This is a genomic window from Actinomadura napierensis (assembly GCF_039529375.1).
GTDB classification, from domain to species: Bacteria; Actinomycetota; Actinomycetes; order Streptosporangiales; family Streptosporangiaceae; genus Spirillospora; species Spirillospora napierensis.
Genome location: NZ_BAAAMR010000020.1, coordinates 25,166 through 47,781 on the forward strand (window position 1 = coordinate 25,166; position 22,616 = coordinate 47,781).

A 22,616-nucleotide genomic window follows, 5' to 3' on the forward strand; every position below is an offset into this window, starting at 1 on the left:
AACTGGGTGGACGGGAAGGCCGAGCCGGGCGGCGGCCTCCTGGGCGGCGTCGAACGCGACGTCGCGGCCGATCTCGCCGATCACCAGCACCTCGACATCGCACGGCGGGTCGCCCGGCACACCGGCGTAGCGGGCGGCCCAGGGGCCGAACAGGTGCGTCTCGCGGACGAGCGGGAGCCGCCCGAACTCCTCGGCGACCACGGCGGCCGGACCGAACGTCAGCATGACCAGGCGGGCGAGCGGCTCGTACAGCGGGCTCGCCTCGTCGCGGGAGACGAGGCGGCCGGCGAGCGTGCGGCGCAGCACGAGGACGCCCGCCCGCGACAGCCGCTCCACCTCGCGCATCACCGAGCCGAGGTCGGTGCGGAGCATCACCGCGAGGTCGAGCATCGACGCCTCGCGCCGCGGCCCGAGCAGCAGCCGCGCGAGCAGCTCCCCCTGGAGCCGGGACCTGAAGATCGGCAGTCGCGGCGGTGCCGGGGCGCGGGCGTCGCGCTGGAACGCCGCGTCCAGCGAGCGGCCATGCGGCCGCCCGAACTGCGCCGCCGAACCCACTCCATTCGATCGCATGTTCGAATCCTAGAAGCCGCCTCCGACATCCCCGGGCGCCGAGAAGCGCCGCGAGAAGGCCGCAGGCACACCGAAAGACGATTCCCATGTGCGCCCCTTTCGCCGATGCTTCTCATCGTCGAGGGGCGTCTCCGCAGCCGGAAGTGGAACGGCGTTCTGTGGAAAACCCCCGGCTCAGAGTTCGGTCGGGGCCTCCGGCTCACGGATGAACAGGCAGAACGGATGGCCGACCGGGTCGAGGAACACCCGCACGTCGTCGGCCGGCTGGAAGGCGGCGAGGACGGCGCCGCAGTCCTCGGCGTGCCGGGACGCCGCGTCCAGGTCGTCCACCTCGATGTCCAGATGGGCCTGGATCTGCTGCGTGCCTTCCGCCGCGGGCCATGTGGGCGTGACGTGAAGCGGCTCCGCCTGGAAGGAGAGCCCCGTCCCGCCGCCGGACGGGCGCAGTTTCACCCAGCCGGGCGCGTTCTGCACCACCGTCCAGCCCAGGAGGCGTCGGTAGAAGGCGGCCAGCTCCTGCGGGTCCGGTGCGTCCAGGACGGGCGCGGACAGGGCCATGCGCGGCGGACGGGTCACATCTGCTCCCAGCCGGTAGGGGGTTCGCGTACGGCGGGATGATCCCCGCGCAGCCGCCGGGCATGCGGGCCCCGGACAGGCGGGCCCGGGCATGCGGAAGGGCCCGCACCGAACGGGTCGGTGCGGGCCCTGCCGAGGGCTGAGGTGATCAGTCCTTGTTGAAGTTGACCGCGCCCTCGATGGGCGGGGCGTCGGGGACCGTGGCGGACGGCTTCGGCACACCCCGGAAGGTGAACTTGGCGTCCAGGACGTCGGCGGCGTCGCGCCGGTCCGCGTCCCCGGGTGTGAAGTTCTCGGTCCCGACGATCACGATCTGGCCGGGCTTGAGCTCGTTGTAGAGGATCTTCTCGGACAGGTTGTCCTCGATCTCCCGCTGGATCGTGCGACGCAGCGGCCGCGCGCCCAGCACCGGGTCGTAGCCCCGGATCGCCAGCAGGTCCTTGGCGTCCTGCCGCAGCTCGATGCCCATGTCGCGGTCCTTCAGCCGCTCGTCCACGCGGGCGATCATCAGATCGACGATCTGGATGATCTCCTTCGGGGTGAGCTGGTGGAAGACCACCGTGTCGTCGACGCGGTTGAGGAACTCGGGACGGAAGTGCTGCTTGAGCTCCTCCGAGACCTTGGCCTTCATCCGGTCGTAGGAGCCCTGCTCGTCGTTCTGCTGGGCGAAGCCCATCGAGACGCCCTTGGAGATGTCCTTGGACCCCAGGTTCGTCGTCATGATGATGACGGTGTTCTTGAAGTCCACGACGCGGCCCTGCGCGTCGGTGAGCCGGCCGTCCTCCAGGATCTGCAGCAGCGAGTTGAAGATGTCCTGGTGGGCCTTCTCGATCTCGTCGAACAGCACGACCGAGAACGGCTTGCGGCGCACCTTCTCGGTCAGCTGGCCGCCCTCCTCGTACCCGACGTAACCGGGCGGGGAGCCGAACAGCCGCGAGACGGTGTGCTTCTCCATGAACTCGGACATGTCGAGCTGGATCAGCGCGTCCTCGTCGCCGAACAGGAACTCCGCGAGGGTCTTCGACAGCTCGGTCTTACCGACGCCGGACGGGCCGGCGAAGATGAACGAGCCGCCGGGACGCTTCGGGTCCTTCAGGCCGGCGCGGGTGCGGCGGATCGACTGCGAGAGCGCCTTGATGGCGTCCTCCTGGCCGATGACGCGCTTGTGGAGCTCGTCCTCCATCCGCAGCAGCCGGGTGGTCTCCTCCTCGGTCAGCTTGAAGACCGGGATGCCGGTGGCGGTGGCGAGGACCTCGGCGATCAGCTCGTCGGTGACCTCGGCGACGACGTCCATGTCGCCGGCCTTCCACTCCTTCTCCCGCTGCGCCTTCTGGCCGAGCAGCTGCTTCTCGGAGTCGCGCAGCGCCGCGGCCTTCTCGAAGTCCTGCGCGTCGATCGCGGACTCCTTGTCGCGCCGGACGTCGGCGATCTTCTCGTCGTACTCGCGCAGGTCCGGCGGAGCGGTCATCCGGCGGATGCGCATCCGCGAGCCGGCCTCGTCGATGAGGTCGATCGCCTTGTCGGGCAGGAACCGGTCGCTGATGTAGCGGTCGGCGAGCTGCGCGGCCGCGACCAGCGCGCTGTCGGTGATCGACACGCGGTGGTGCGCCTCGTAGCGGTCCCGCAGGCCCTTGAGGATCTCGATCGTGTGCGACAGGGACGGCTCGGCGACCTGGATCGGCTGGAAGCGGCGCTCGAGCGCGGCGTCCTTCTCCAGGTGCTTGCGGTACTCGTCCAGCGTGGTGGCGCCGATGGTCTGCAGCTCGCCGCGGGCCAGCATCGGCTTGAGGATGCTGGCGGCGTCGATCGCGCCCTCGGCGGCGCCCGCGCCGACGAGCGTGTGCAGCTCGTCGATGAACAGGATGATGTCGCCGCGGGTGCGGATCTCCTTGAGCACCTTCTTCAGGCGCTCTTCGAAGTCGCCGCGGTACCGGGAGCCGGCGACCAGCGCGCCCAGGTCGAGGGTGTAGAGCTGCTTGTCCTTCAGCGTCTCCGGGACCTCGCCCTTGACGATCTTCTGCGCCAGCCCCTCGACGACGGCCGTTTTACCGACGCCGGGCTCGCCCACGAGGACGGGGTTGTTCTTGGTGCGGCGGGACAGCACCTGCATGACCCGCTCGATCTCCTTGTCCCGGCCGATGACCGGGTCCAGCTTGCCCTCCCGCGCGGCCTGCGTCAGGTTGCGGCCGAACTGGTCGAGCACGAGGGAGGTGGACGGCGCGGACTCCGAGGGGCCGCCGGAGGCGGCCGGCTCCTTGCCCTGGTAGCCGTGCAGCAACTGGATGACCTGCTGGCGGACCCGGTTGAGGTCGGCGCCGAGCTTGACCAGCACCTGGGCGGCCACGCCCTCGCCCTCGCGGATCAGGCCGAGCAGGATGTGCTCCGTGCCGATGTAGTTGTGGCCGAGCTGCAGCGCCTCGCGCAGTGACAGCTCGAGCACCTTCTTGGCGCGCGGAGTGAACGGGATGTGGCCCGACGGCGCCTGCTGGCCCTGGCCGATGATCTCCTCGACCTGCTGGCGGACCGCCTCAAGGCTGATCCCCAGGCTCTCCAGGGCCTTGGCAGCGACGCCCTCACCCTCGTGGATCAGACCCAGGAGGATGTGCTCGGTGCCGATGTAGTTGTGGTTGAGCATCCTGGCCTCTTCCTGAGCCAGGACGACAACCCGCCGCGCGCGGTCGGTGAACCTCTCGAACATCTCGTCGCTCCTCACAGAGCGGTTGGGCAGAGTCCGGAACGTCCGGAACTGTCCTTCCGCATGCTAGCCCGCCCCGAGGAGGCCGCCCGGTGCACTCCCACCAGAAGACGTTCCCCAGCTAAGCGCTGTTCAGTCTCATCCAACTACCGCATCGGTGCGTCATGTTCCCGCTACGCCCCAAGCGAACGGGGGCTTTCCGCAGGTCGTCCGGGGTCGCGTCCGAGGATCGTCGAATGGGGGCGATGTCCCGGTCTACCGCGCGGCGGCGGAGGCCAAACCACCCGGACGCTACGCCACAAGCGAACGGCCCGTCTCATGGAGGGAGACGGGCCGCCGGGGCGGGGTGGGGCGGTCAGTTCGCCGCCTCGTACTGCTCGATCACCGTCGCGGGGATCCGGCCGCGCTCATTGACCTTGATGCCATTGTTCTTGGCCCAGGCACGGATCTCGGCACTGCGCTCGCGGCTGGACGCGCCACGCTGGCGGCGCCGCTTGTTGACCGTGCCCGCCTTGCGCGACTTCTCCACGAACGGCAGGAGGGAATCCCGCAGCTTCTTAGCGTTGGCGCCACTGAGGTCGATCTCGTAGGAGGCGCCGTCGATCGAGAACGCTACGGTCTCGTCCGCCTCGCCACCGTCGAGGTCGTCGACGAGAAGCACCTGAACCTTCTGTGCCATGGGGACAGACCTTTCGGCTGGAGCAAACTGCATTCGGTTGACAAAGATATACCGGGAAGTCTGCCGATGACAATTCAAGTCCGGGATGAACATCCGTTGGCGGCGGCTATCGGCGAGACGACCGGTGCGCGGCGGGCGGTGGCGGGCATGCCCGGATGCACCGCGTTCAATTCCGGCGGACGGTCCGGCCTGTGGATTTCGGCGTGACCGGCGTCACGGCGCACGGCGCTGACCTGGGGCGTCGAACGCGCATTGGACCAGGTATGGGGGCGGCCGGGCTTTCCGTCGGGAGGACCGCAGCCGGAAAAGTGCCCACCCGGACCATAACAGGGCCGGCACACCGGTACCCCTTGCCGACGATTAACCCTGGCGTAACGGCACTAACCGGTGCAGGCGCCCGGAATGTGCGGGCGGACCGGCGCGCGGACCGGCGCAGGGGCCGTGCCACCAGGCGCGCAGGGGCCGTCACCGGGGGATGTGGAGGGATTACGAACGGCGGGGCCGAGACGAAATCTGTTGCCGTCAGGCGCGCCGGAACTCCAGGCCGGACGCCGGAGCGTAACGCCATCGGCACTAGTCGATCCCGAAATCTGTGGATAAGCGGTACAAAGCGACCACCTGCCCCGGTCCGCGCGAGACGGCGTCCCCTCCGGAGTAAGTGGCCGGGTTGCATTGAAGGTCGAGTCCCCGGCCCGCCGGAAGCAGATCCCAAACCGGAGGCGCCTTCCGGGACGAGACACATCGTCCGGGAATCCCGCCCGTAACCTGAACGTGTCCGGAACGAGCTGGCATTGGCCCGCGCAAGCCCGGTGTCCGAAACGACACGGGGATCCCCGCCAAACTCCCGCCCGCCCGGCGTACAAGCGGCCGGGGCGATCAGGTCGGGACCGTCACCGCGCGTATCCGGGGCACAGCGCCGGTATGTCGGAGAGAGCCGCGGAACGCCGGTGAATCAAGGCGTGCGGCGTTTTACGACCAGGGTGCCGGCGAGCCTGTCATGGAGGGCCTGGCGGCGCGTCCCCTCGTATATGAACCCGGCGTTCGCCACCCAGAACAGGCCCGCCAGAAGACCGAGAATGTGAACGGGCCGGAGCGCGATCGGCACCGCGTACACCGCGGCCCTCAGGACGGCTCGCGGCGCGCTCGGACGGCCATAGGGCGCTTGTGGCAGGCCCGAAGCGGACGGGCCGGCCTCGGCCTCCCCCACGCCCGTGGCGGCGTCCTCACGGCCGGACAAGGCGGGAGGAGCGGAGACGACCTGGATTCCGGCGAATCGCTTGCCGAGCGTCCGCCCCCAGACGGCGAGTTGGACGGCCTCGTACAGCAGCATGCACCCGGCCACGGCGGGCGGGGCGACCACGTCGAAGTCGTGGCCGGAGACGAACTCCTTCACCACGATAATGACGGGCAGGCCGACGATCAGGGTGTCGACGATGCGCGCCAGGAGGCGCTGCCCCGGCTCGGCGAGCGCCGGGCCGTCCCCGTCCTCCTGCGCCACGGGCTCGTCATCGTGGAGGCCGTTCTCCGCCCCTGACGGCTCCTCCGACCCCTGTGCCGGCGTTTGCGATGCCGCCATCGCGGCCCTACTCCGCGTACTCGGTGTATTCGCCGTACCCGACGCGCTCGTCGATGACGAGGGTGTCGGCGAAGCGGTCGTGCAGCGCCTGGTGCAGCGGCTGGTCCCAGATCGCCCAGAGGTAGGCCATCAGGGCGCCCGCCCAGACCAGCACCATCCCGTAGGCGAAGTACTGCCACACCATCACGGCCAGCACGAGGAAGAAGAAAACGCCGATCTGGTAGGCGACGTGGGTGATGGCGGCCCGCCATACGGCCTGCGTCGTCGTCAGCGGATTCCCGGCGGGACGGGCCTGGACGACACCGATACCCAAGAAGCGCTTGCCGAGCGTTCGGCCCCACATGGACAGCTGTACCGCCTCGTAAATGAACGGCAGTACCGACAGGACCGCGAACAGCGTGAAGATGATGGGCCAGTTCCAGACGCCGCCCTCGTCCTCGGTCTTGCTACCGGGTTTGCCCAACCCGAACGCGCCGATCGTGATGGGAAGGACGAGCGCGAACCCGAAGACCGCCACGAGCGCGTTGTCGATGAGCCGGGCGCCCGCGCGCCGCATGATGGGCGCCAGCGGCATGTCCCCGCCGGAGGACCCGCCGTACTGGTCGTAGGCCGGCTGCTCATAGGACTCGTACGACGGCTGCTGCCACTGGTCCTGCTGCGGGTTCTGCCACTGCTGGTGGGACGGAGGCTGCTGCTGTTGCTGCCACTGCTGCGCGGGCGGCTGAGCCTGCCCCTGCCGCTCGGGCTGCTGCCATTGCTGGGAACCCTGGTACGGGGGCGGCGGTCCGTACGAACCCTGCCCCTGCGGCGGTTGGTAAGGCCGCCCGCGGTTGGGGGAATCACTCATCTGGGTCAGTCCTCCAGGCGAAGCAACATCCGGGTGTTTCCCAACGTATTGGGCTTGACCCTGTCGAGGTCCAAGAACTCTGCAACGCCTTCGTCGTAGGAGCGGAGGAGTTCCTCGTACACCTCCGGCGCCACCGGAGTACCGAGGATCTGCTGGAAACCATGGCGCGCGAAGAACTCCACTTCGAAGGTAAGACAGAACACCCGCCGAACGCCGAGTTCCCGCGCGGTCTCCAGGAGCCGCGCGACGATGCGGTGCCCGATCCCGCGTCCGCCGTACCCCTTGTCGACGGCGACCGAGCGGACCTCCGCCAGGTCCTCCCACATCACGTGGAGCGCCCCGCACGCCACGATGGGGCCGGCCTCCCCCGGGCCCGTTCCCTCGACGTCCTCGGCGACCCAGTACTCCTGGACGTCCTCGTACAGCTTCACCGCGGACTTCTTGAGCAGGCGTCGCCCCGACCCGGCGTACAGATCGACCAGCCTGCGGATCCCCTGAACGTCGGCGGTACGGGCACGCCTGATCACGACTTCCACAAACAGGCGAGGTTACCGAACGCCCCGCCCGGTCCCGGCCACCGGCGGCCGCGCTGAGCGCACCGCACCGGCCCCAAGGCCCTCGCCGGCCCGCCAAGGGCCGTCAAATCCGGCGTTAACCCCACGCACCGTCCGCCACGACCTGCGAATTCGCATGTTCTGGTTGGCATCCCCTGGCGGTTCCGTTAGTGTCCCGCTCTGACGTCGGCCTTCCGCGAAACGGAGGCCGAACCGCCGAGTCCACGGGCCGCAGCCGGCGCCCCGAGGAGCCGGGGACCCACTTTCGGAGCGTTCGGGGACCGCCCCGAACCGATTCCGTCTGGGGTGAATCCGCAGCCGCGTGGACCGAAATCCGCGCGCGCTCAGCGGACGGGCTGCTCCGGCCCGAACCCGTCAGCTAACTCGGTAGGCGGACAAGGAGAGGAGATTTGGTGCGGACGGCTCGTTTCCGCGTCCGGGCGCTCACGATCGCCGGCGCGCTCACCGCCCTTTCCATCACACCCCACGTGGTGGCCCCCCATTCGTTCCCCGCGGCGCACGCCGACCCCGACCCGTCGGCCAAGGAGCTGAAGGACCAGGCGTTCAAGCTCGCGGACCAGCTGGAGCAGCTCACCGAGCAGTACAACGGCCTGAAGGTGAAGCTGCAGCAGTCGCAGCGGGCGGCCAAGGTCGCCGCTACCAACGCCACGCGCCAGCAGAAGTCCCTGGAGGGCCTGCGCGAGAAGGTCGGCGAGCTGGCCGCCACCAGCTACATGCAGGGCGGCACCGACCCCACGGTCTCGTTCATCTCCGCCCAGGACCCGCAGGCCGTCCTGGACCAGGCCGCGACGCTCAACTACTTCGCCACCCAGGACAGCACCCAGGTCCTCGGCCTCATGCAGGCGATGCAGTCCGCCCAGCGCGCGCGCAAGTCCGCGGAGGAGCGCACCCAGCAGGTGACGCAGCTGAAGACGCAGCTCACCGAGCAGAAGAAGAAGGTCACCTCCGCCTACGAGAAGGTCCGCGGCAAGGCCGTCAAGAAGGACCCGAGCCTGCTGGCGAAGCTGCCCGTCATCGGCGACGGGAAGGCCGCGCAGGCGCTGCGGTACGCGATGAGCAAGCTCGGCAGGCCGTACGTCTGGGGCGCGGCCGGCCCGACCACGTTCGACTGCTCGGGCCTGACGATGTGGGCCTACAAGCAGGTCGGCATCAACCTGCCGCACTACACCGGCAGCCAGTGGAACGCCGGGACCCACGTCTCGGAGAGCCAGATGAGGCCGGGCGACCTCATCTTCTTCTACTCCGACCTGCACCACATGGGGATGTACGTCGGCGGCGGCAAGATGATCCACGCCCCCCACACCGGCGACGTCGTCCGCATCGCCTCCCTGTCCGGCCGCCCCATAGCCGGCGTAGTCCGAGTCGCCTGACCCCCCACAAAGAACAAACCGCCCGAACCTGAACCACGCCGGACCGCCGTGGAAACGCGTCTTAACCTCAGCCGGAGCGGACCGCAACGATGCGATCGCGTGCGAAGCCGGATTCGAGCGAAGCGAGAATCCGATCGCGAAGCGAGCCCCCAGGGCGAGTCGGAGCGATGCAGCGATCGCCGCTTTGCCCGTTGAAGGGAGGGCGCCCCAGCGCCCGACCGCCAAGGGCAATGCAGTGAAATCGAACTCGTCCCGCGGCGGCGCTTTCTGCCAGGGACCTACCTGTCAGGGGTTCGGCGCCGCCGCTGCGGGGTCGGACGAGTTCGCATCGCTGGACTTGCTTCCGGTCGGGCTGGTTTCCGGGTGACGCCCGCCGTCCCCTGACGGGCGTCGTCGGGTCGCGCTAGATGAGCTGCCTTCGGGCCGCCCACACCACGGCCTCGATAGGGGTGTTGACCTCCAGCCGGTCGCAGATGTTGCGCAGCCGGCGGCGCAGGGTCCGCGCGCTCAGTTCCAGCTTGCGAGCCGCCACATCAGCGGTGACACCGCTGGCGATCTGGGAGAGCAACCTGATCTCCTCGTCGCTCAGCCCGAAATCGAGTGTGGCTGTTTCCACTCCGTCCTCCCTCGTCCGTGGTTGATGACCGCGGGGATGCAGCCGTCCGCTGCACAGGCACGGGTTGGGCCTCGATCTGCATGCGTTGGGTTGCCGGGTCCGGAGCCTTCCGGACTAGATCATCGGTTCGGTTCCTTTGCTGTCTCGCGAAGCTTGGCCGGAGGTGGCCGTTAGGCCGATTGCGGGGGCTTGCGGGGGAACTCCGGGTGACGATTCAGTCGTTGGCCACGTTGGCAGGGGCGGGTCTGGCTCGCCGTTCCGAACCCGTCCTTCCTCCCTGGACTCACCGGATCTCGCCGCGGACGAAGATCGTGAATCGTTTCAAGCTACGCTTCGGCTCGGAACGCTAGGCGGCCGGATCCGGCCCGTCAAGCGCTGGTTAAGTGCTATCTGTGCCCGGATGGTCGCAATGCGTGACCGGGTTTTCGGGGATTGACACAGGAAAGCCCAACTACCTGGGGAAACACCACCGGGGCGGACGAGGAGCGACTTGCCACAGACCAGTATCCGCGAGGTCGCGAGGCGTGCCGGGGTCTCAGTTGGGACCGTTTCGAATGTCCTAAACCGGCCAGATCTCGTGGCCGAAGCTACCCGTGACCGTGTCCGCGCGGCGATCGAGGAGCTCGGTTTCGTCCGGAACGAGTCGGCTCGCCGGCTCCGGACGGGCCCCGATCGCACCGCGGGCGAGTTCGGCGACGAGCCGCGCCGCCTGTTCGGCGTCGTCGTCGAGGACCTCGCCAATCCCTACGCGGCGGACGTGGTGCGCGGCGCCGAGGAGGCGCTCAACGCGGCGGGCCACGACGCCCTCTGGCTGTCCAGCGACCATTCCGCCGCCAAAGAGGCCCGTTCGCTGGAACTGCTGGACGAGCAGCACGCCGCGGGCGCCCTGATCGTCCCGGTCGGGCTGGGTCCGGCCGGGATCCGGCGGCTGCGGGCCGCCGGGTTGAGCGTCGTGCTGATGGACCGGGACGTCTCCGACGCGTGCGCGGTGCATGTCGACCACGTCGCGGGAGGGGAGCTGGCCGCCGCGCATCTGCTCGGCATCGGACGCGAGCGGATCGCGTTCGTCACCGGCGCGCCCGAACCGCAGCCTTGCGTCGAGCGCCGCGACGGCGCGGCCCGCACGCTCGTCGAGGCCGGTCTGGGGAAGCCGCCCGTGCTGATCCAGGACGCGCTGAGCCCGACCGAGGGCCGGCGCGCGGCGCGGCGCGTCCTGGACATGTCACCGACCCCGGACGGGGTGTTCTGCGCGAACGACCTGCTGGCCATCGGGCTGATCAACGAGCTGACCCGGCTCGGCGCGCGCGTCCCGGCCGACATCGCGGTGGTCGGCTACGACGACATCGAGCTGGCTGCCAGCGCCGCGGTGCCGCTGACCACGGTCAAGCAGCCGCGCCGGGCGCTCGGCTGGGAGGCCGCGGAGCTGGCCATGGCCGAGATCCGGGAGGGCAAGTCGCACCAGCATCGCCAGGTCGTCCTCGCTCCGGAACTGGTCGTCCGCGAATCGGCCTGACCCTCGTCACTATTGACATCGCGTCTTAATTTCGGGTGACTTGCCCTATGACGGACACGCGGGAACAGGTGGCGGGGGCATCGGGGCAGGACGCGGACGCGGCGGCGATCCTGGGATTCGACCCGTCCGATCCGGCGTTCCATGCCGACCCCTACGCGCACTACCGGGGCCTCGCGGCGGGCGGCAGTCTGCGGCAGACGGCCGTGGGCCTGTGGGTGAGCACGTCCTACGAACTGTGCGAGCAGGCGCTGCGCGACCCGCGGTTCGGGCACCGGCCCGAGGGCGGCGGCCTGTGGCGGGAGGCGCCGCAGCGGAACCGCTCCTTCCTGACGATGGACCCTCCGGACCACACGCGGCTGCGCCGGCTGGTCAGCAAGGCGTTCACGCCGCGGCTGGTCGAGCGGCTGCGGCCGCGCGTCGAGGCGCTGGTGGACGAGCTGCTGGACGGGGTGTCCGGCGAGGTCGACCTGATCTCGGCGCTGGCGTACCCGCTGCCCGTCATCGTGATCAGCGAGATGCTGGGCGTCCCGCCGCGCGACCGGGACCTGTTCAAGGGCTGGTCGGACGCCCTCGCCCGCGGCCTGGACCCCGACTTCCTGCTGCCGGAGGCGGAGATCGCGCTGCGCGACGAGGCGCGCGCGGAGTTCGCCGCCTACTTCCGCGAGCTGGCCGCCGAGCGCCGCGCGGAGCCGCGCGACGACCTGCTGAGCGCGCTGGTCGGCGTCTCGGACGGCGGCGACGTCCTGTCGGAAGAGGAACTGCTCGCGACGTGCGTGCTGCTGCTCGTCGCGGGCCATGAGACGACCGTCAACCTGATCGGGAACGGCGCGCTGGCGCTGCTGCGGCATCCGGAGCAGCTCGCGGTGTTCCGGGAGCACCCGGAAAACGTCGCGGCGGCCGTGGAGGAGCTGCTCCGCTACGACCCGCCCGTCCAGCTGACGCTGCGGGCCGCGCTGGAGGACGCCGAGCTGGGCGGCACCGTGATCGAGCGGGGACGGCTCGTCCTGCTGCTGACGGGCGCCGCCAACCGGGACCCGTCGGTGTTCACCGACCCCGACCGGCTCGCCCTGCTCCGCTACGCCGAGGGACGGGACGCGCCGCGCCACCTGTCGTTCGGGCACGGCGTCCACTTCTGCCTCGGCGCGCCACTGGCCCGGCTGGAGGGCCAGATCGCGCTGAAGAAGCTCTTCGAGCGCGACGTGGCCCTCGCGGCCGGGGACGGCGACCTGGTGTACCGCGACAACCTCGTCCTGCGCGGGCTGCGCGACCTGCCGGTGACTATTCGGGCTTGACCAGCGGGAACAGGATCGTGTCGCGGATGCCCCTGCCGGTGAACGCCATGATCATCCGGTCGATGCCAGCGCCCATCCCGCCGGTCGGCGGCATCGCGTACTCCAGCGCGCGCAGGAAGTCCTCGTCCAGCTGCATCGCCTCGGGGTCGCCGCCCGCCGCCAGCAGCGACTGCTCGGTGAGCCGGCGGCGCTGCTCGACGGGGTCGACCAGCTCGGAGTAGGCGGTACCGAGCTCGGTGCCGAAGCCGATCAGGTCCCACTTCTCGGTGAGCAGCGGTTCCGCGCGGTGCTGGCGGGTCAGCGGCGAGGTCTCCACCGGGTAGTCCATGACGAACGTCGGCTGGACGAGGGTGTGCTCGATCAGCTCCTCGAAGATCTCCTGGACGAGCTTGCCCTGGCCCCACTTCGGGTCCCAGGTGATGCCGCGGGCGTCGGCGAGCTTGCGGACGGTCTCGATCGGCGTGTGCGGGGTGATCTCCTCGCCGAGCGCCTCCGACACCGACCCGTACAGCGTGATCCGCGGCCATTCGGGCAGGCCGAGGTCGATCTCGACGCCGTCGTGGACGACCACGGACGTGCCGAGGGCGGCGACGACCGCCTTCTGGTACATCCGCTGGGTCAGGTCGGCCATGTCGTTGTAGTCGAGGTACGTCCCGTACGCCTCGAGCATCGTGAACTCGGGGTTGTGGGTGGAGTCGGCGCCCTCGTTGCGGAAGTTGCGGTTGATCTCGAAGACCTTCTCGATGCCGCCGACGACGAGCCGCTTGAGGTACAGCTCGATCGCGATCCGCAGGTACAGCTCCATGTCATAGGCGTTGATGTGCGTCTTGAACGGACGCGCCGCCGCCCCGCCATGGATCGGCTGCAGCATCGGGGTCTCGACCTCGAGGTACCCCTCCTCGTGCCAGAAGTCGCGGACGGCCCGCACGGTGGCGCTGCGGATCCGCGCCATCTTCCGGGCCTCGTCGTTGACGATCAGGTCGACGTAGCGCTGCCGCACCCGGGCCTCGGGGTCGGTGAGGCCGGCGTGCTTGTCCGGCAGCGGCCGCAGGCACTTGGAGGTGATCGCGAACCGGTCCGCCATGATCGACAGCTCGCCGCGCTTGGAGGTGATCACCTCGCCCTCGACGCCGACGTGGTCGCCGAGGTCGACCTCGCGCTTCCAGAAGTCGAGCTGCTCCTGCCCGACCTTCGCGAGCGACAGCATGATCTGGAGGTCGCCGGAGCCGTCCCGGATGGTGGCGAAGCACAGCTTGCCGCCGTTGCGGACCAGCATGACGCGACCGGTGACGCCGACCTTCTCCCCGGTCTCGGTGCCCGGCTCCAGATCCGGGTGTTTCTCCCGGATCTCGGCGATCGTCGCCGTGCGGGGGAAGGTCACCGGGTAGGGGTCGACGCCGGCCTCGCGCAGGCGGTCGAGCTTCTCCCGGCGGACGCGCATCTGCTCCGGAAGGTCATCGAGGGTCTCGTCACTCACGCCTCAAGGCTATCCAGCCCGCCGAGGGCCCCGCGAACGAGTTCGGGGTGATCGCCGGGGCCGGCCGCGACGAGGGGGCCGAGGTCGCGGGCCAGGGCGGCGGCGACGGCCCGGAACGCGCGGACGCGGGGGTCGCCGTCGCCGCGGCGCGTCGCCAGGACGCTGCTGTCCCACGGCGCATCCAGGATCGGGACGTACCGGACGCCCGGCCAGGGGTAGAAGCGGGCGAACGACCGCAGGGCCGACCCGACGCCGCGGCCCGCCGCGATGCTGAGCATGACGTCCTGCGGGTTGCGCGCCACGTCAGGACCGCGCCGCCCGCGCTCGCCGTTCACCGCCGGGGTGAAGTAGAGGTAGTCGGTGAACACGCTCGGCGTGACGTCGGGGACGGCGACGATCGGCAGGTCGAGGACGTCGGTGAGGCGCAGAGCGCCGGCCTGCGCGAACGGGCCGTCCGCCGGGACGCCGACGATCCGCGGCTCGGTGGTCAGCACGTCGGCCTCGACGCGGTCGTCGTCGGGCGCCGGCCGCACGAACGCGACGTCCACCTTCCGCTCGACCAGCGCGGACACGTGCTCGGTGAAGTCCAGCGGCATGATCGTCAGCCGAGTGCCCGGCCGGGACCGCCGGTACGCCCGGACGATCGCCGGGGTCAGTTCGGCGGAGCCGTGCCCCATCACGCCGACGCGGAGCGGAGGGTCGTCCTCGCCGCGCAGGTCGGCGACCGCGCCGGCGGCGGCGTCCACGGCCGCGAGCGCCGCGCGGGCGTGCGGGACGAACCGCTCCCCCGCCTCGGTGAGCCGCAGCGGGGACCGTTCCAACAGGCGGACGCCCAGCTCGCGTTCGAGCCGCTGGACGTGCGCGGTGACCGCTGGCGGCGACAGGAACAGCCGGGCCGCCGCCCGCGCGAACTGCCCCTCCTCGACGACCGCGAGGAAGGAGGCGAGCTCACGCAGTTCCATGCTCGTCACGGTAACCGGCGGCCTGCCCGGTTCTCTCCGACGAGGCGGCCGAAAGGCCCGTTCGCGACCGGCGTCACACGGGCGACCGGCGTCACATCGCCGGGCGGTTCACGAATCACGAAGCGGCGGAACCCGGCGACCTGTGGCCTTCTAGACAGGGATCATGGCAACCGCGTCACCCGCCCCCTCCCCCGGCGCCGGTTGGTTCCCGATCGCCTCGATCATGTTCGGGGTCGGCTGGGGCGCCAACCAGTTCGCCTCGTTGCTCGGCCTCTACACCGATCGGCTGCATCTCGGTGACGGCGCCGCGCAGGCCATGTTCGGCGTGTACGCGCTGGGCCTCGTGCCCGGGCTCGTGCTCGGCGGCCCGGCGTCCGACCGGTACGGCCGGCGCCGGATCGCGCTGCCGTTCGCGTGCCTGTCCGCGCTGGTCACGGTGGTGCTGATGGCGGGCGTCGCGGCCCCGTGGCTGCTGTACGCGGGCCGGTTGCTGGCCGGGGTCGTCACCGGGGCCGTCCTCGCCGCGGGCACCGCGTGGGTGAAGGAGCTGACGCCCGTCTCGGGGACCCGGATGACCGCGCTCGCCGTCTCGGCGGGCTTCGGGGCGGGGCCGCTGGTGTCGGCGCTCGTCGCGCAGTGGGCGCCGCATCCGCTGGTCACCGCCTACCTGCCGCACCTGCTCATCATGCTGCTGACCGTCCCGCCGGCGTTCCGCGTCCCGGAGACCCGCGTCCCGCGCGCACCCGTCACGCGTGAGGCCGGACGCGGGCGGTCCGGGCTGTCGGGGGTGCGGAACCCCGCGTTCCGCCGGACGATCGCGCCGGTCGCCGTCTGGACGTTCACCGCGCCCGTCAGCGCGTTCGCGCTGCTGCCGGCGTTCGTCCCGGTCCATCACCTGCCGATCGCCTACGCGGGCGCGATCACCGGGCTCACGCTCGCGTCGGGGATGGCGGCTCAGCCCGTCGCCCGGCGGCTGGAGGCGCGGCACCCGCGGCTCGTCGCCCGCGCCGGGCTCGGCTCGATCGCCTGCGGGCTGCTGCTCGCGGCGCTGACCATCGCCACGGGCCTGCCCGTCCTCAACGCGGTGGCGGCGGTCGTGCTCGGCGCCGGGTACGGGTTCGTGCTGACCTACGGCCTCGGCGAGGTCGCGCGGATCGCCGCGCCGGACGAACTGGCGGGCCTCACCGCCGTCGCCTATGCCCTGGTCTATGTGGGGATGTTCGCGCCGCTGCTGCTGACCGTCCTGGCCAAGGCGGTGCCGCTCGGCGCGGTCCTCACCGCCATGGCCGTACTGGCGGCCGCATGCCTGGCCTACGTCTCCCGCCAGACGCGCGCCTCCGGTCGGGAACGCCCGGAGCGCCGGGAGCCCGCCACCGGCGGGACGGTCCCGGACGTCAGGGAGTGTTCCGCTCGTAGATGAGCCGGAGCCCGATCAGGGTGAGCCACGGCTCGAACACGTCGATGCTGCGGGACTCCTCCAGCACCAGCGGCGCGAGGCCGCCGGTCGCGATGACGGTCACCTCGTCGAGGTCGTCGACCAGTTCCTCCGTCATCCGCTCGACGATGCCGTCCACCTGCCCGGCGAAGCCGAAGATGATCCCGGACTGCAGCGCCTCGACCGTGTTCTTGGCGATCACGCTGCGCGGCCGGACCAGCTCGATCTTGTGCAGCTGCGCGCCGCGCGACGACAGCGCGTCGATCGAGATCTCGATGCCGGGGGCGATGGCGCCGCCCACGTACTCGCCCTTGGCGGAGACGGCGTCGAAGGTCGTCGCGGTGCCGAAGTCGACCACGATCGCCGGGCCGCCGTGGGTGTGCACGGCGGCCAGCGCGTTCACGATGCGGTCGGCCCCGACCTCCTTGGGGTTGTCCATCCGGATGGGCACCCCGGTCTTGACGCCCGGCTCCACGATCACCGCCGACACGTCGCCGTAGTAGCGGCGGCACATCTCCCGCATCTCGTGCAGGACGGACGGGACCGTGGAGCACAGCGCGATGCCGCTGATGTCGGTCTCGGCCAGCAGCGGGCTCTGCTGGACCAGCCCCTGCAGGACCACCGCGATCTCGTCGGCGGTACGCCGCGGATCGGTGTTGATCCTCCAGTGCTCGATCACCTCTTCGCCCTCGAACAGGCCGAGGACGGTGTGGGTGTTACCGACGTCGATGGTGAGCAGCATCCGGTCCCCGCTGGTCAGGAGAAGTCAAGGCCGATGTCGAACACGCGCGCCGAGTGCGTCAGCGCACCGACGGCAAGGTAGTCCACCCCGGTCACGGCGACGTCTCGGGCCCGCTCCAGGGTAAGCCCACCACTGGCCTCCAGCTCCGCCCGGCCCGCCACCACACGGACCGCCTCGGCCATCTCCGCGGCGGTCATGTTGTCCAGCAGGATGCTCGTCGCGCCCACCGCGAGCGCCTCTTCCACCTGGTCAAGGGTGTCGCACTCCACCTGGACGTGCAGCGACGGGTACACCGCCCGGATCGCCTCGTAGGCCTTGGTGACGCTTCCGGCCGCCGCGACGTGGTTGTCCTTGATGAGCGCGGAGTCGTGCAGGCCCATCCGGTGGTTGACGCCGCCGCCGCAGTGCACGGCGTACTTCTGCAGCGCGCGCAGGCCCGGCAGCGTCTTGCGGGTGTCGCGGACCCTCGCCTTGGTCCCCTCCATCGCGTCCGTCCAGCGGCGTGCGGCGGTCGCGATTCCGGACAGGTGGGTGAGCAGGTTCAGCGCCGTCCGCTCGGCGCGGAGCACCGCCCTCGTCGGCCCCTCGACCGAGATCAGGACCTGGCCGGGCACGACACGGTCGCCGTCCGCGGCCTTCGCCTCGTAGCCCACGTCCAGCAGCTCGAACACGACCGCGGCCACCGGGATCCCGGCGACGACGCCCGCCTCGCGGGCCCGGAAGTCCCCGGCCGAGACCGCCTCCGGTGCGAAGATCGGCTCGCTGGTCACGTCGACCGGGCCGTCCTCCTCCAGCGCCGTGCGGACGAGGTTTTCCACAGCCTGTGGATCGAGCCCCGCGTCCTTGAGCTTCTGCGAGAGTTCGGATGTCACTGGTCGTTCCCTTCGAGAGGTTCGTATGCCGTCGTCAGGTCGTTCCCCGCCAGCCGCGTGACCAGATGGCCGCGCCACCGCCCGTCGGACCGTTCCGGGAAGTCCTGCCGCCAGTGGCTGCCGCGCGTCTCCTGGCGCAGCCGCGCGGCGGCGACGATCGCGGACGCGACGGTGTGCAGGTTCGTGGCCTCCCACGCCTCCACTCCGGGCTCCGCGCCGCCTCGGCGGGGAAGGGCGGCGAGCTCCCGTGCCGCCGTGTCGAGCCCCTCGGCACCGCGCAGCACCCCGGCGAACGACGTCATGATCCGCTGGACGTCCCCCCGCACGGCCGGATCGAGCAGCCCACCGCCCGGCATGGCACGGTCCACGACCGGCTCGGGCGTCGCGACGGCTGACGGCCCCGGCGTCGCGGCGGTGTGCTCGGACGGGCCGGGCGCCGCCGCGAGGTCGCCGGTGAGGGCGGTGGCGATGCGGCCGGCGAAGACCAGGCCCTCCAGCAGGGAGTTGGACGCCAGCCGGTTCGCTCCGTGCACGCCGGTGCAGGCGACCTCCCCGCACGCGTACAGGCCGGGGACGGACGTGCGCCCGTACAGGTCGGTGCGGACGCCGCCGCTGGAGTAGTGGGCGGCGGGGACGACCGGGATCGGCTCGGTCACCGGGTCGATGCCGTGGTGCCGGCAGGCGGCCAGGATGGTCGGGAACCGCTTCTCCCACATCGCGGCGCCGAAGTGCCGGCCGTCCAGCAGCATGCAGGGCTCGCCGGTCTCCCGCATCCGGTTCATGATCCCCTTGGCGACGACGTCGCGCGGGGCGAGCTCGGCCAGCTCGTGGCGGCCGACCATGAACCGCTCGCCGGAGTGGTCGACCAGGTGGGCGCCCTCCCCGCGGACGGCCTCGGAGATCAGCGGCTGCTGCCCGCGCGCGTCCTCGCCGAGCCAGAGCGGGGTCGGGTGGAACTGGACGAACTCCAGGTCGGTGACGGCGGCGCCGGCGCGCAGCGCGAGCGCGACGCCGTCGCCGGTCGACACCTCGGGGTTGGTGGTGGCCGAGAACACCTGGCCGAGGCCGCCGGTGGCGAGCACGACGGCGCGGGCGCGGACGGCGCCGACGCCGTTCGGCTGCCCCTCGCCCATCACGTGCAGGGTGATCCCGGCGGCGCGTCCGGTGGCGTCCTTCAGCAGGTCGAGGACCAGCGCGTGCTCGATGACCTCGACGCCGGAGTCCTTCAGCTCGGCGAGCAGGGCGCGGCTGATCTCCGCGCCGGTCGCGTCGCCGCCCGCGTGCGCGATGCGGCGGCGGTGGTGGCCGCCCTCGCGGGTCAGCGCGATCGCGCCGTCGCCGGTGCGGTCGAAGGCGGCGCCCAGCTCGATCAGCCCGCGGACGGCGTCCGGGCCCTCGGTGACGAGCGTGCGGACGGCGGCCTCGTCGCAGAGCCCGACGCCGGCGGTGAGGGTGTCGGCGAGGTGGTCATCGGGGCTGTCGTCGGGGGCCAGCGCGGAGGCGATGCCGCCCTGCGCCCAGCGGGTGGATCCGGCGTCGAGCAGGGCCTTGGTGACCAGCAGGACGCGCCCGTGCGGGCGGCAGCGCAGCGCCGCGACCAGGCCGGCGATGCCGGAGCCGATGACGACCACGTCGGCGTCGGCGGTCCAGCCGGGGGCGGGGGCGTCGAGAACGGAAGGGATCATGAGCCCTCCTCGGGGTTCGGTTCTCGTCATTGTGACATTATCCCCGGGGACTCCGAATGCTCGACCCCCGTTTTCGGGGTAAAACCCCACATAGCAGGACGACCGCGCACCCCGCCCGGGGGATGCGCGGCCGCCCTGGCCCGCCGTCAGTGCACGCGGGTCAGCGCGCCACCAGGTCGCCGCGGACGCCGTCGCCGCCGGGGACCGGCTCGGCCGGGTCGGAGCCCAGCGAGACGATCGCGTTGGACCGGTCGACGTGCACCACGCGCGGCTCGAACTCGCGCGCCTCGGCGTCGGTCATCTGCGCGTACGCGATGATGATCACCAGGTCGCCGGGCTGCACCAGCCGGGCCGCCGCGCCGTTGATGCCGATCACGCCGGAGCCGCGCTCGCCCGCGATCAGGTAGGTCTCCAGGCGGGCGCCGTTGTCGATGTCGACGATGTGCACCTGCTCGCCGGGCAGCAGGTCCGCGGCGTCCATCAGGTCCTGGTCCAGGGTCAGCGAGCCCACGTAGTGCAGGTCCGCCTGGGTGACGGTGGCGCGGTGGATCTTCGACTTGAACATCGTCCGGAACATCAGCGCTCCTTCGGGGTGACGAGCTGGAGGGGCAGGTTGTCGATCAGATGGGTGGCGCCGACGCGGCCGGCGACGGCGAGCACGGCGGGACCGGTGTATCCGGTCATGACCTTCGTGAACGTGGACGGATCGACGAGCACGAGGTAGTCGAGGTCGAGCGGCGGCTCGGCGGTGGCCGCCTTGTCCAGCACGGCCGCCGCGGCGCCGATCACCGCGTCCGGGCCCTCGTCCGCCGCGTCCACGCCCGCGTACAGCGCCCGGGACAGGGCGAGCGCCGTGCGCCGCTCGTCCCCGGACAGGTACCGGTTCCGGCTCGACAGGGCCAGCCCGTCCTGCTCGCGGACGGTCGGCGCGCCGACGATCTCGACCGGCACGTTCAGGTCGGCGACCATCCGGCGGATCATCGCGAGCTGCTGCGCGTCCTTCTGCCCGAAGACGGCCACGTCCGGCCGCACCAGGTTCAACAACTTCAGGACGACCGTGAGCATTCCGTCGAAGTGGCCGGGCCGCGAGGCGCCCTCCACCCGCTCGCCCATCGGCCCGGATTTGACCGTGACCTCGGGCTCGCCCGGATACATGACCTCGCGGGCCGGCGCGAACACGATGTCCACGCCCTCCGCCGCGCACGCCTCCAGGTCGGCGCCGAACGTCCGGGGGTAGCGGTCGAAGTCCTCGTTCGGCCCGAACTGCAGCGGGTTGACGAAGATGCTGACCGCGACCGCGTCCGCACGCCTGCGCGCCTCGCGGATCAGGGACCGGTGCCCCTCGTGCAGCGCCCCCATGGTCGGGACGAGCGCCAGCGCGCCCTCCGTCCCGGCACGGGCGGCGGCCAGTTCCTCGCGCGTGGCGGCGACGACGGGCGTCACGACGCGTCCTCCGGCTCGCTCACTGATCCTCCTGGTCGGTCGTCCGGCGGTCGCCGGCGCTGGTGAGTCCGGTGTTCGGCATGCGGTGGCGGGCGGCCGTCAGTCGGCCAGCGCTTCGAGGAGGCGCTCGGCGTCCTCCGGTTTGAGCAGCCCGGCGCCGAGCGCGCGGTCGGCGGTCAGGCGGGCCAGCGCGACGTAGGCGCGGCGGCCCTCCGGCGAGACCCTGCCGAGCTCGGCGACGTGGTCGGCGACCGTCCCGGCGTCGCCGCGCGCGACCGGGCCGGTCAGGCCGTCGATGCCGAGCCGCAGCGCGTTGTCGAGGGAGGCGCCGAGCAGCGGCCCGAGCATCCGGCCGGGCTCGCCGACGCCCGCGGTGCGCAGCAGGTCCATCGCCTCGACGACCAGCGTGACCAGGTGGTTCGCGCCGCCGGCGAGGGCCGCGTGGTACAGCGGGCGGCGCTCCTCGGTGATCCACACCGGTTCGCCGCCCATCTCCACGGCGAGCGCCTCGGCGACCGGGCGCAGCGGTTCGGGCGCCGTGACGCCGAACGAGATGCCGGTGAGCCGGTTCACGTCGTCGGGCCGCCCGGTGAAGGTCATGACCGGGTGCAGCGCCAGCGGCAGCGCCCCGGCGCGGGTCAGCGGGTCGAGGACGGCGTACCCGTAGCGGCCGCTGGTGTGCATGACCAGCTTGCCGGTGACGGGGACGCCGGCGGAGACCAGGCCCGCGGCCAGTTCGGGCAGCGCGTCGTCGGGGACGGTCAGCAGCACCAGGTCGGCGGCGGCGACGACCTCCTGCGGGGTGGCGACGTCGGCGCCGGGCAGCCGTTCCGCCACCCGTTCGCGCGAGCCGTCGGAGACCGCGGTGGCGGCGACCACGCGGTGGCCGGCGCGCGCGAGCGCCGCGCCGAGCGCGGTGCCGACGCGGCCGGCGCCGACGACGCCGACCGACAGCCGTGCGGGCCGGTCCTCGGGCCGCGGCTCCCCGGCCTCCGGCCCGTCTCCGGGCGCGGCGGAGTCAGCCGTGAATGGGTCCATCTGTTCGTTCCAGTCCTCAGGTAGGTACCGGACGTGCGCGCCCCAGCGTACCCGCGGGCCACGGGCGCGTCCTCCGGTGGGTCGGGGGCGCCCGGGGCAGCACGGGCACCGCGAACACCATCACACATCGGTGACGCTCCGGCTACCTGTCGTAACGGCCGTGTCGGCGGGACGGTCACACTTCCCAGGTGACGGATCGTGAACTCTTGCGGGGACGCGGAAGCGGGGCGTAACCATGTCTGTGACGACGTCGTCACGCAAGGAGAATGGCAGCAATGACCAGGGCGCTCCGCCCCCGACGAGATGGAGCAGACTTTGATCAGGACAGCCCTCAAGACCGGTGCGGTCGTCGCGACCCTCGCGGGGACGGCCTTCGCCGCCACTCCGGCCAACGCCGACACCTACAACCACAACACCGCCGTCGGGAACACCACCAACGTCATGATCGTCGGAGGATACGGCGTGACCTGCGGGTCCGTGTCCGTCGGCAGCCAGACCGGGACGGGCTGCAACGGCAACCACGTGTACAACGGGCACAACCACAGCGGCACCGGCGCCTGGGTCGGGCACCGGCGCTGGTGACCGCGTGACGCCGGCGCGGTACCGCCCGGCGGCCCGGGACCGGACCCTGCCCGGCCGCCCCTAGGGCGTTC

The 22,616-nt window shown here is 71.3% G+C and carries 21 protein-coding genes and 1 riboswitch; of the genes, 6 read left to right on the plus strand and 15 right to left on the minus strand.

Annotated elements, in window-relative coordinates; all coding sequences use genetic code 11:
• Window positions 1-223 precede the first annotated feature (223 nt).
• Complete coding sequence (locus ABD296_RS13870) at window positions 224-583, plus strand: hypothetical protein (protein WP_344266075.1); 360 nt, start codon at window positions 224-226, stop codon at window positions 581-583.
• A 161-nt stretch (window positions 584-744) separates the two neighbouring features.
• Here ABD296_RS13870 and ABD296_RS13875 read toward each other — a convergent pair whose 3' ends face one another.
• From ABD296_RS13875 to ABD296_RS13900, 6 genes are all read right to left on the minus strand, one after another.
• Window positions 745-1,146 carry a VOC family protein gene (locus ABD296_RS13875; RefSeq protein ID WP_344266078.1) on the minus strand — a complete coding sequence of 134 codons (402 nt, stop codon included), beginning with the start codon at window positions 1,144-1,146 and terminating at the stop codon, window positions 745-747.
• Between the two features lie 148 nt (window positions 1,147-1,294).
• Entirely contained in the window at window positions 1,295-3,844 is a 2,550-nt protein-coding gene (locus tag ABD296_RS13880) for an ATP-dependent Clp protease ATP-binding subunit (RefSeq protein ID WP_344266082.1), read from the minus strand.
• A gap of 352 nt (window positions 3,845-4,196) precedes the next feature.
• On the minus strand, window positions 4,197-4,520 hold the full coding sequence (locus ABD296_RS13885; protein ID WP_285910321.1) for a histone-like nucleoid-structuring protein Lsr2: 324 nt from the start codon (window positions 4,518-4,520) through the stop codon (window positions 4,197-4,199).
• Between the two features lie 952 nt (window positions 4,521-5,472).
• The gene (locus ABD296_RS13890; RefSeq protein WP_344266089.1) at window positions 5,473-6,096 is read right to left on the minus strand and encodes an RDD family protein; all 624 of its coding nucleotides are present in this window, start codon (window positions 6,094-6,096) and stop codon (window positions 5,473-5,475) included.
• Between the two features lie 7 nt (window positions 6,097-6,103).
• Window positions 6,104-6,943 (minus strand): RDD family protein, encoded by an 840-nt coding sequence (locus ABD296_RS13895; RefSeq protein ID WP_344266092.1) that lies wholly within the window; start codon window positions 6,941-6,943, stop codon window positions 6,104-6,106.
• A 5-nt stretch (window positions 6,944-6,948) separates the two neighbouring features.
• Window positions 6,949-7,479, minus strand: coding sequence for an amino-acid N-acetyltransferase (locus tag ABD296_RS13900; protein ID WP_344266095.1), 531 nt, complete (start codon window positions 7,477-7,479; stop codon window positions 6,949-6,951).
• A gap of 222 nt (window positions 7,480-7,701) precedes the next feature.
• A riboswitch (cyclic di-AMP (ydaO/yuaA leader) is annotated at window positions 7,702-7,907 on the plus strand.
• A gap of 3 nt (window positions 7,908-7,910) precedes the next feature.
• On the opposite strand from ABD296_RS13900, the gene ABD296_RS13905 reads away from it, so the two are divergent.
• The gene (locus ABD296_RS13905) at window positions 7,911-8,888 is read left to right on the plus strand and encodes an NlpC/P60 family protein (RefSeq protein ID WP_344266097.1); all 978 of its coding nucleotides are present in this window, start codon (window positions 7,911-7,913) and stop codon (window positions 8,886-8,888) included.
• Between the two features lie 403 nt (window positions 8,889-9,291).
• Here ABD296_RS13905 and ABD296_RS13910 read toward each other — a convergent pair whose 3' ends face one another.
• The gene (locus ABD296_RS13910; RefSeq protein ID WP_375042080.1) at window positions 9,292-9,561 is read right to left on the minus strand and encodes a LuxR C-terminal-related transcriptional regulator; all 270 of its coding nucleotides are present in this window, start codon (window positions 9,559-9,561) and stop codon (window positions 9,292-9,294) included.
• A 433-nt stretch (window positions 9,562-9,994) separates the two neighbouring features.
• Between ABD296_RS13910 and ABD296_RS13915 the strand changes: the two genes are divergently transcribed.
• Window positions 9,995-11,017 (plus strand): LacI family DNA-binding transcriptional regulator, encoded by a 1,023-nt coding sequence (locus ABD296_RS13915; RefSeq protein ID WP_344266102.1) that lies wholly within the window; start codon window positions 9,995-9,997, stop codon window positions 11,015-11,017.
• A 47-nt stretch (window positions 11,018-11,064) separates the two neighbouring features.
• Complete coding sequence (locus tag ABD296_RS13920; RefSeq protein ID WP_344266105.1) at window positions 11,065-12,309, plus strand: cytochrome P450; 1,245 nt, start codon at window positions 11,065-11,067, stop codon at window positions 12,307-12,309.
• Here ABD296_RS13920 and lysX read toward each other — a convergent pair.
• Window positions 12,296-13,750, minus strand: a complete 1,455-nt coding sequence (gene lysX / locus ABD296_RS13925; RefSeq protein WP_344266286.1) for a bifunctional lysylphosphatidylglycerol synthetase/lysine--tRNA ligase LysX — start codon at window positions 13,748-13,750, stop codon at window positions 12,296-12,298. The two genes, ABD296_RS13920 and lysX, sit on opposite strands and share 14 nt — an antisense overlap.
• Before the next feature lie 32 nt (window positions 13,751-13,782).
• A complete protein-coding gene (locus ABD296_RS13930; RefSeq protein WP_344266108.1) occupies window positions 13,783-14,748 on the minus strand; it encodes a LysR family transcriptional regulator in 966 nt (321 codons plus the stop codon).
• A 163-nt stretch (window positions 14,749-14,911) separates the two neighbouring features.
• Between ABD296_RS13930 and ABD296_RS13935 the strand changes: the two genes are divergently transcribed.
• Window positions 14,912-16,168, plus strand: a complete 1,257-nt coding sequence (locus ABD296_RS13935; RefSeq protein WP_344266111.1) for an MFS transporter — start codon at window positions 14,912-14,914, stop codon at window positions 16,166-16,168.
• Here the strand turns inward: ABD296_RS13935 and ABD296_RS13940 are convergent.
• From ABD296_RS13940 to ABD296_RS13960, 6 genes are all read right to left on the minus strand, one after another.
• On the minus strand, window positions 16,143-16,925 hold the full coding sequence (locus ABD296_RS13940; RefSeq protein WP_344266114.1) for a type III pantothenate kinase: 783 nt from the start codon (window positions 16,923-16,925) through the stop codon (window positions 16,143-16,145). The two genes, ABD296_RS13935 and ABD296_RS13940, sit on opposite strands and share 26 nt — an antisense overlap.
• A 14-nt stretch (window positions 16,926-16,939) precedes the next feature.
• Complete coding sequence (nadC, locus tag ABD296_RS50580) at window positions 16,940-17,797, minus strand: carboxylating nicotinate-nucleotide diphosphorylase (protein ID WP_407061472.1); 858 nt, start codon at window positions 17,795-17,797, stop codon at window positions 16,940-16,942.
• Window positions 17,794-19,482, minus strand: a complete 1,689-nt coding sequence (locus ABD296_RS13945; RefSeq protein WP_407061473.1) for an L-aspartate oxidase — start codon at window positions 19,480-19,482, stop codon at window positions 17,794-17,796. The genes nadC and ABD296_RS13945 overlap by 4 nt, the downstream gene beginning before the upstream one ends.
• Window positions 19,483-19,642: 160 nt before the next feature.
• Complete coding sequence (gene panD, locus ABD296_RS13950; RefSeq protein ID WP_151547219.1) at window positions 19,643-20,059, minus strand: aspartate 1-decarboxylase; 417 nt, start codon at window positions 20,057-20,059, stop codon at window positions 19,643-19,645.
• On the minus strand, window positions 20,059-20,925 hold the full coding sequence (gene panC / locus ABD296_RS13955; RefSeq protein WP_344266122.1) for a pantoate--beta-alanine ligase: 867 nt from the start codon (window positions 20,923-20,925) through the stop codon (window positions 20,059-20,061). The genes panD and panC overlap by 1 nt, the downstream gene beginning before the upstream one ends.
• A gap of 99 nt (window positions 20,926-21,024) precedes the next feature.
• Window positions 21,025-21,963, minus strand: coding sequence for a Rossmann-like and DUF2520 domain-containing protein (locus tag ABD296_RS13960; RefSeq protein WP_344266125.1), 939 nt, complete (start codon window positions 21,961-21,963; stop codon window positions 21,025-21,027).
• 315 nt (window positions 21,964-22,278) lie between these two features.
• On the opposite strand from ABD296_RS13960, the gene ABD296_RS13965 reads away from it, so the two are divergent.
• Window positions 22,279-22,545: a hypothetical protein gene (locus ABD296_RS13965; protein ID WP_344266128.1), complete on the plus strand. Its 267-nt coding sequence runs from the start codon at window positions 22,279-22,281 to the stop codon at window positions 22,543-22,545.
• The last annotated feature ends 71 nt before the right edge of the window (window positions 22,546-22,616 follow it).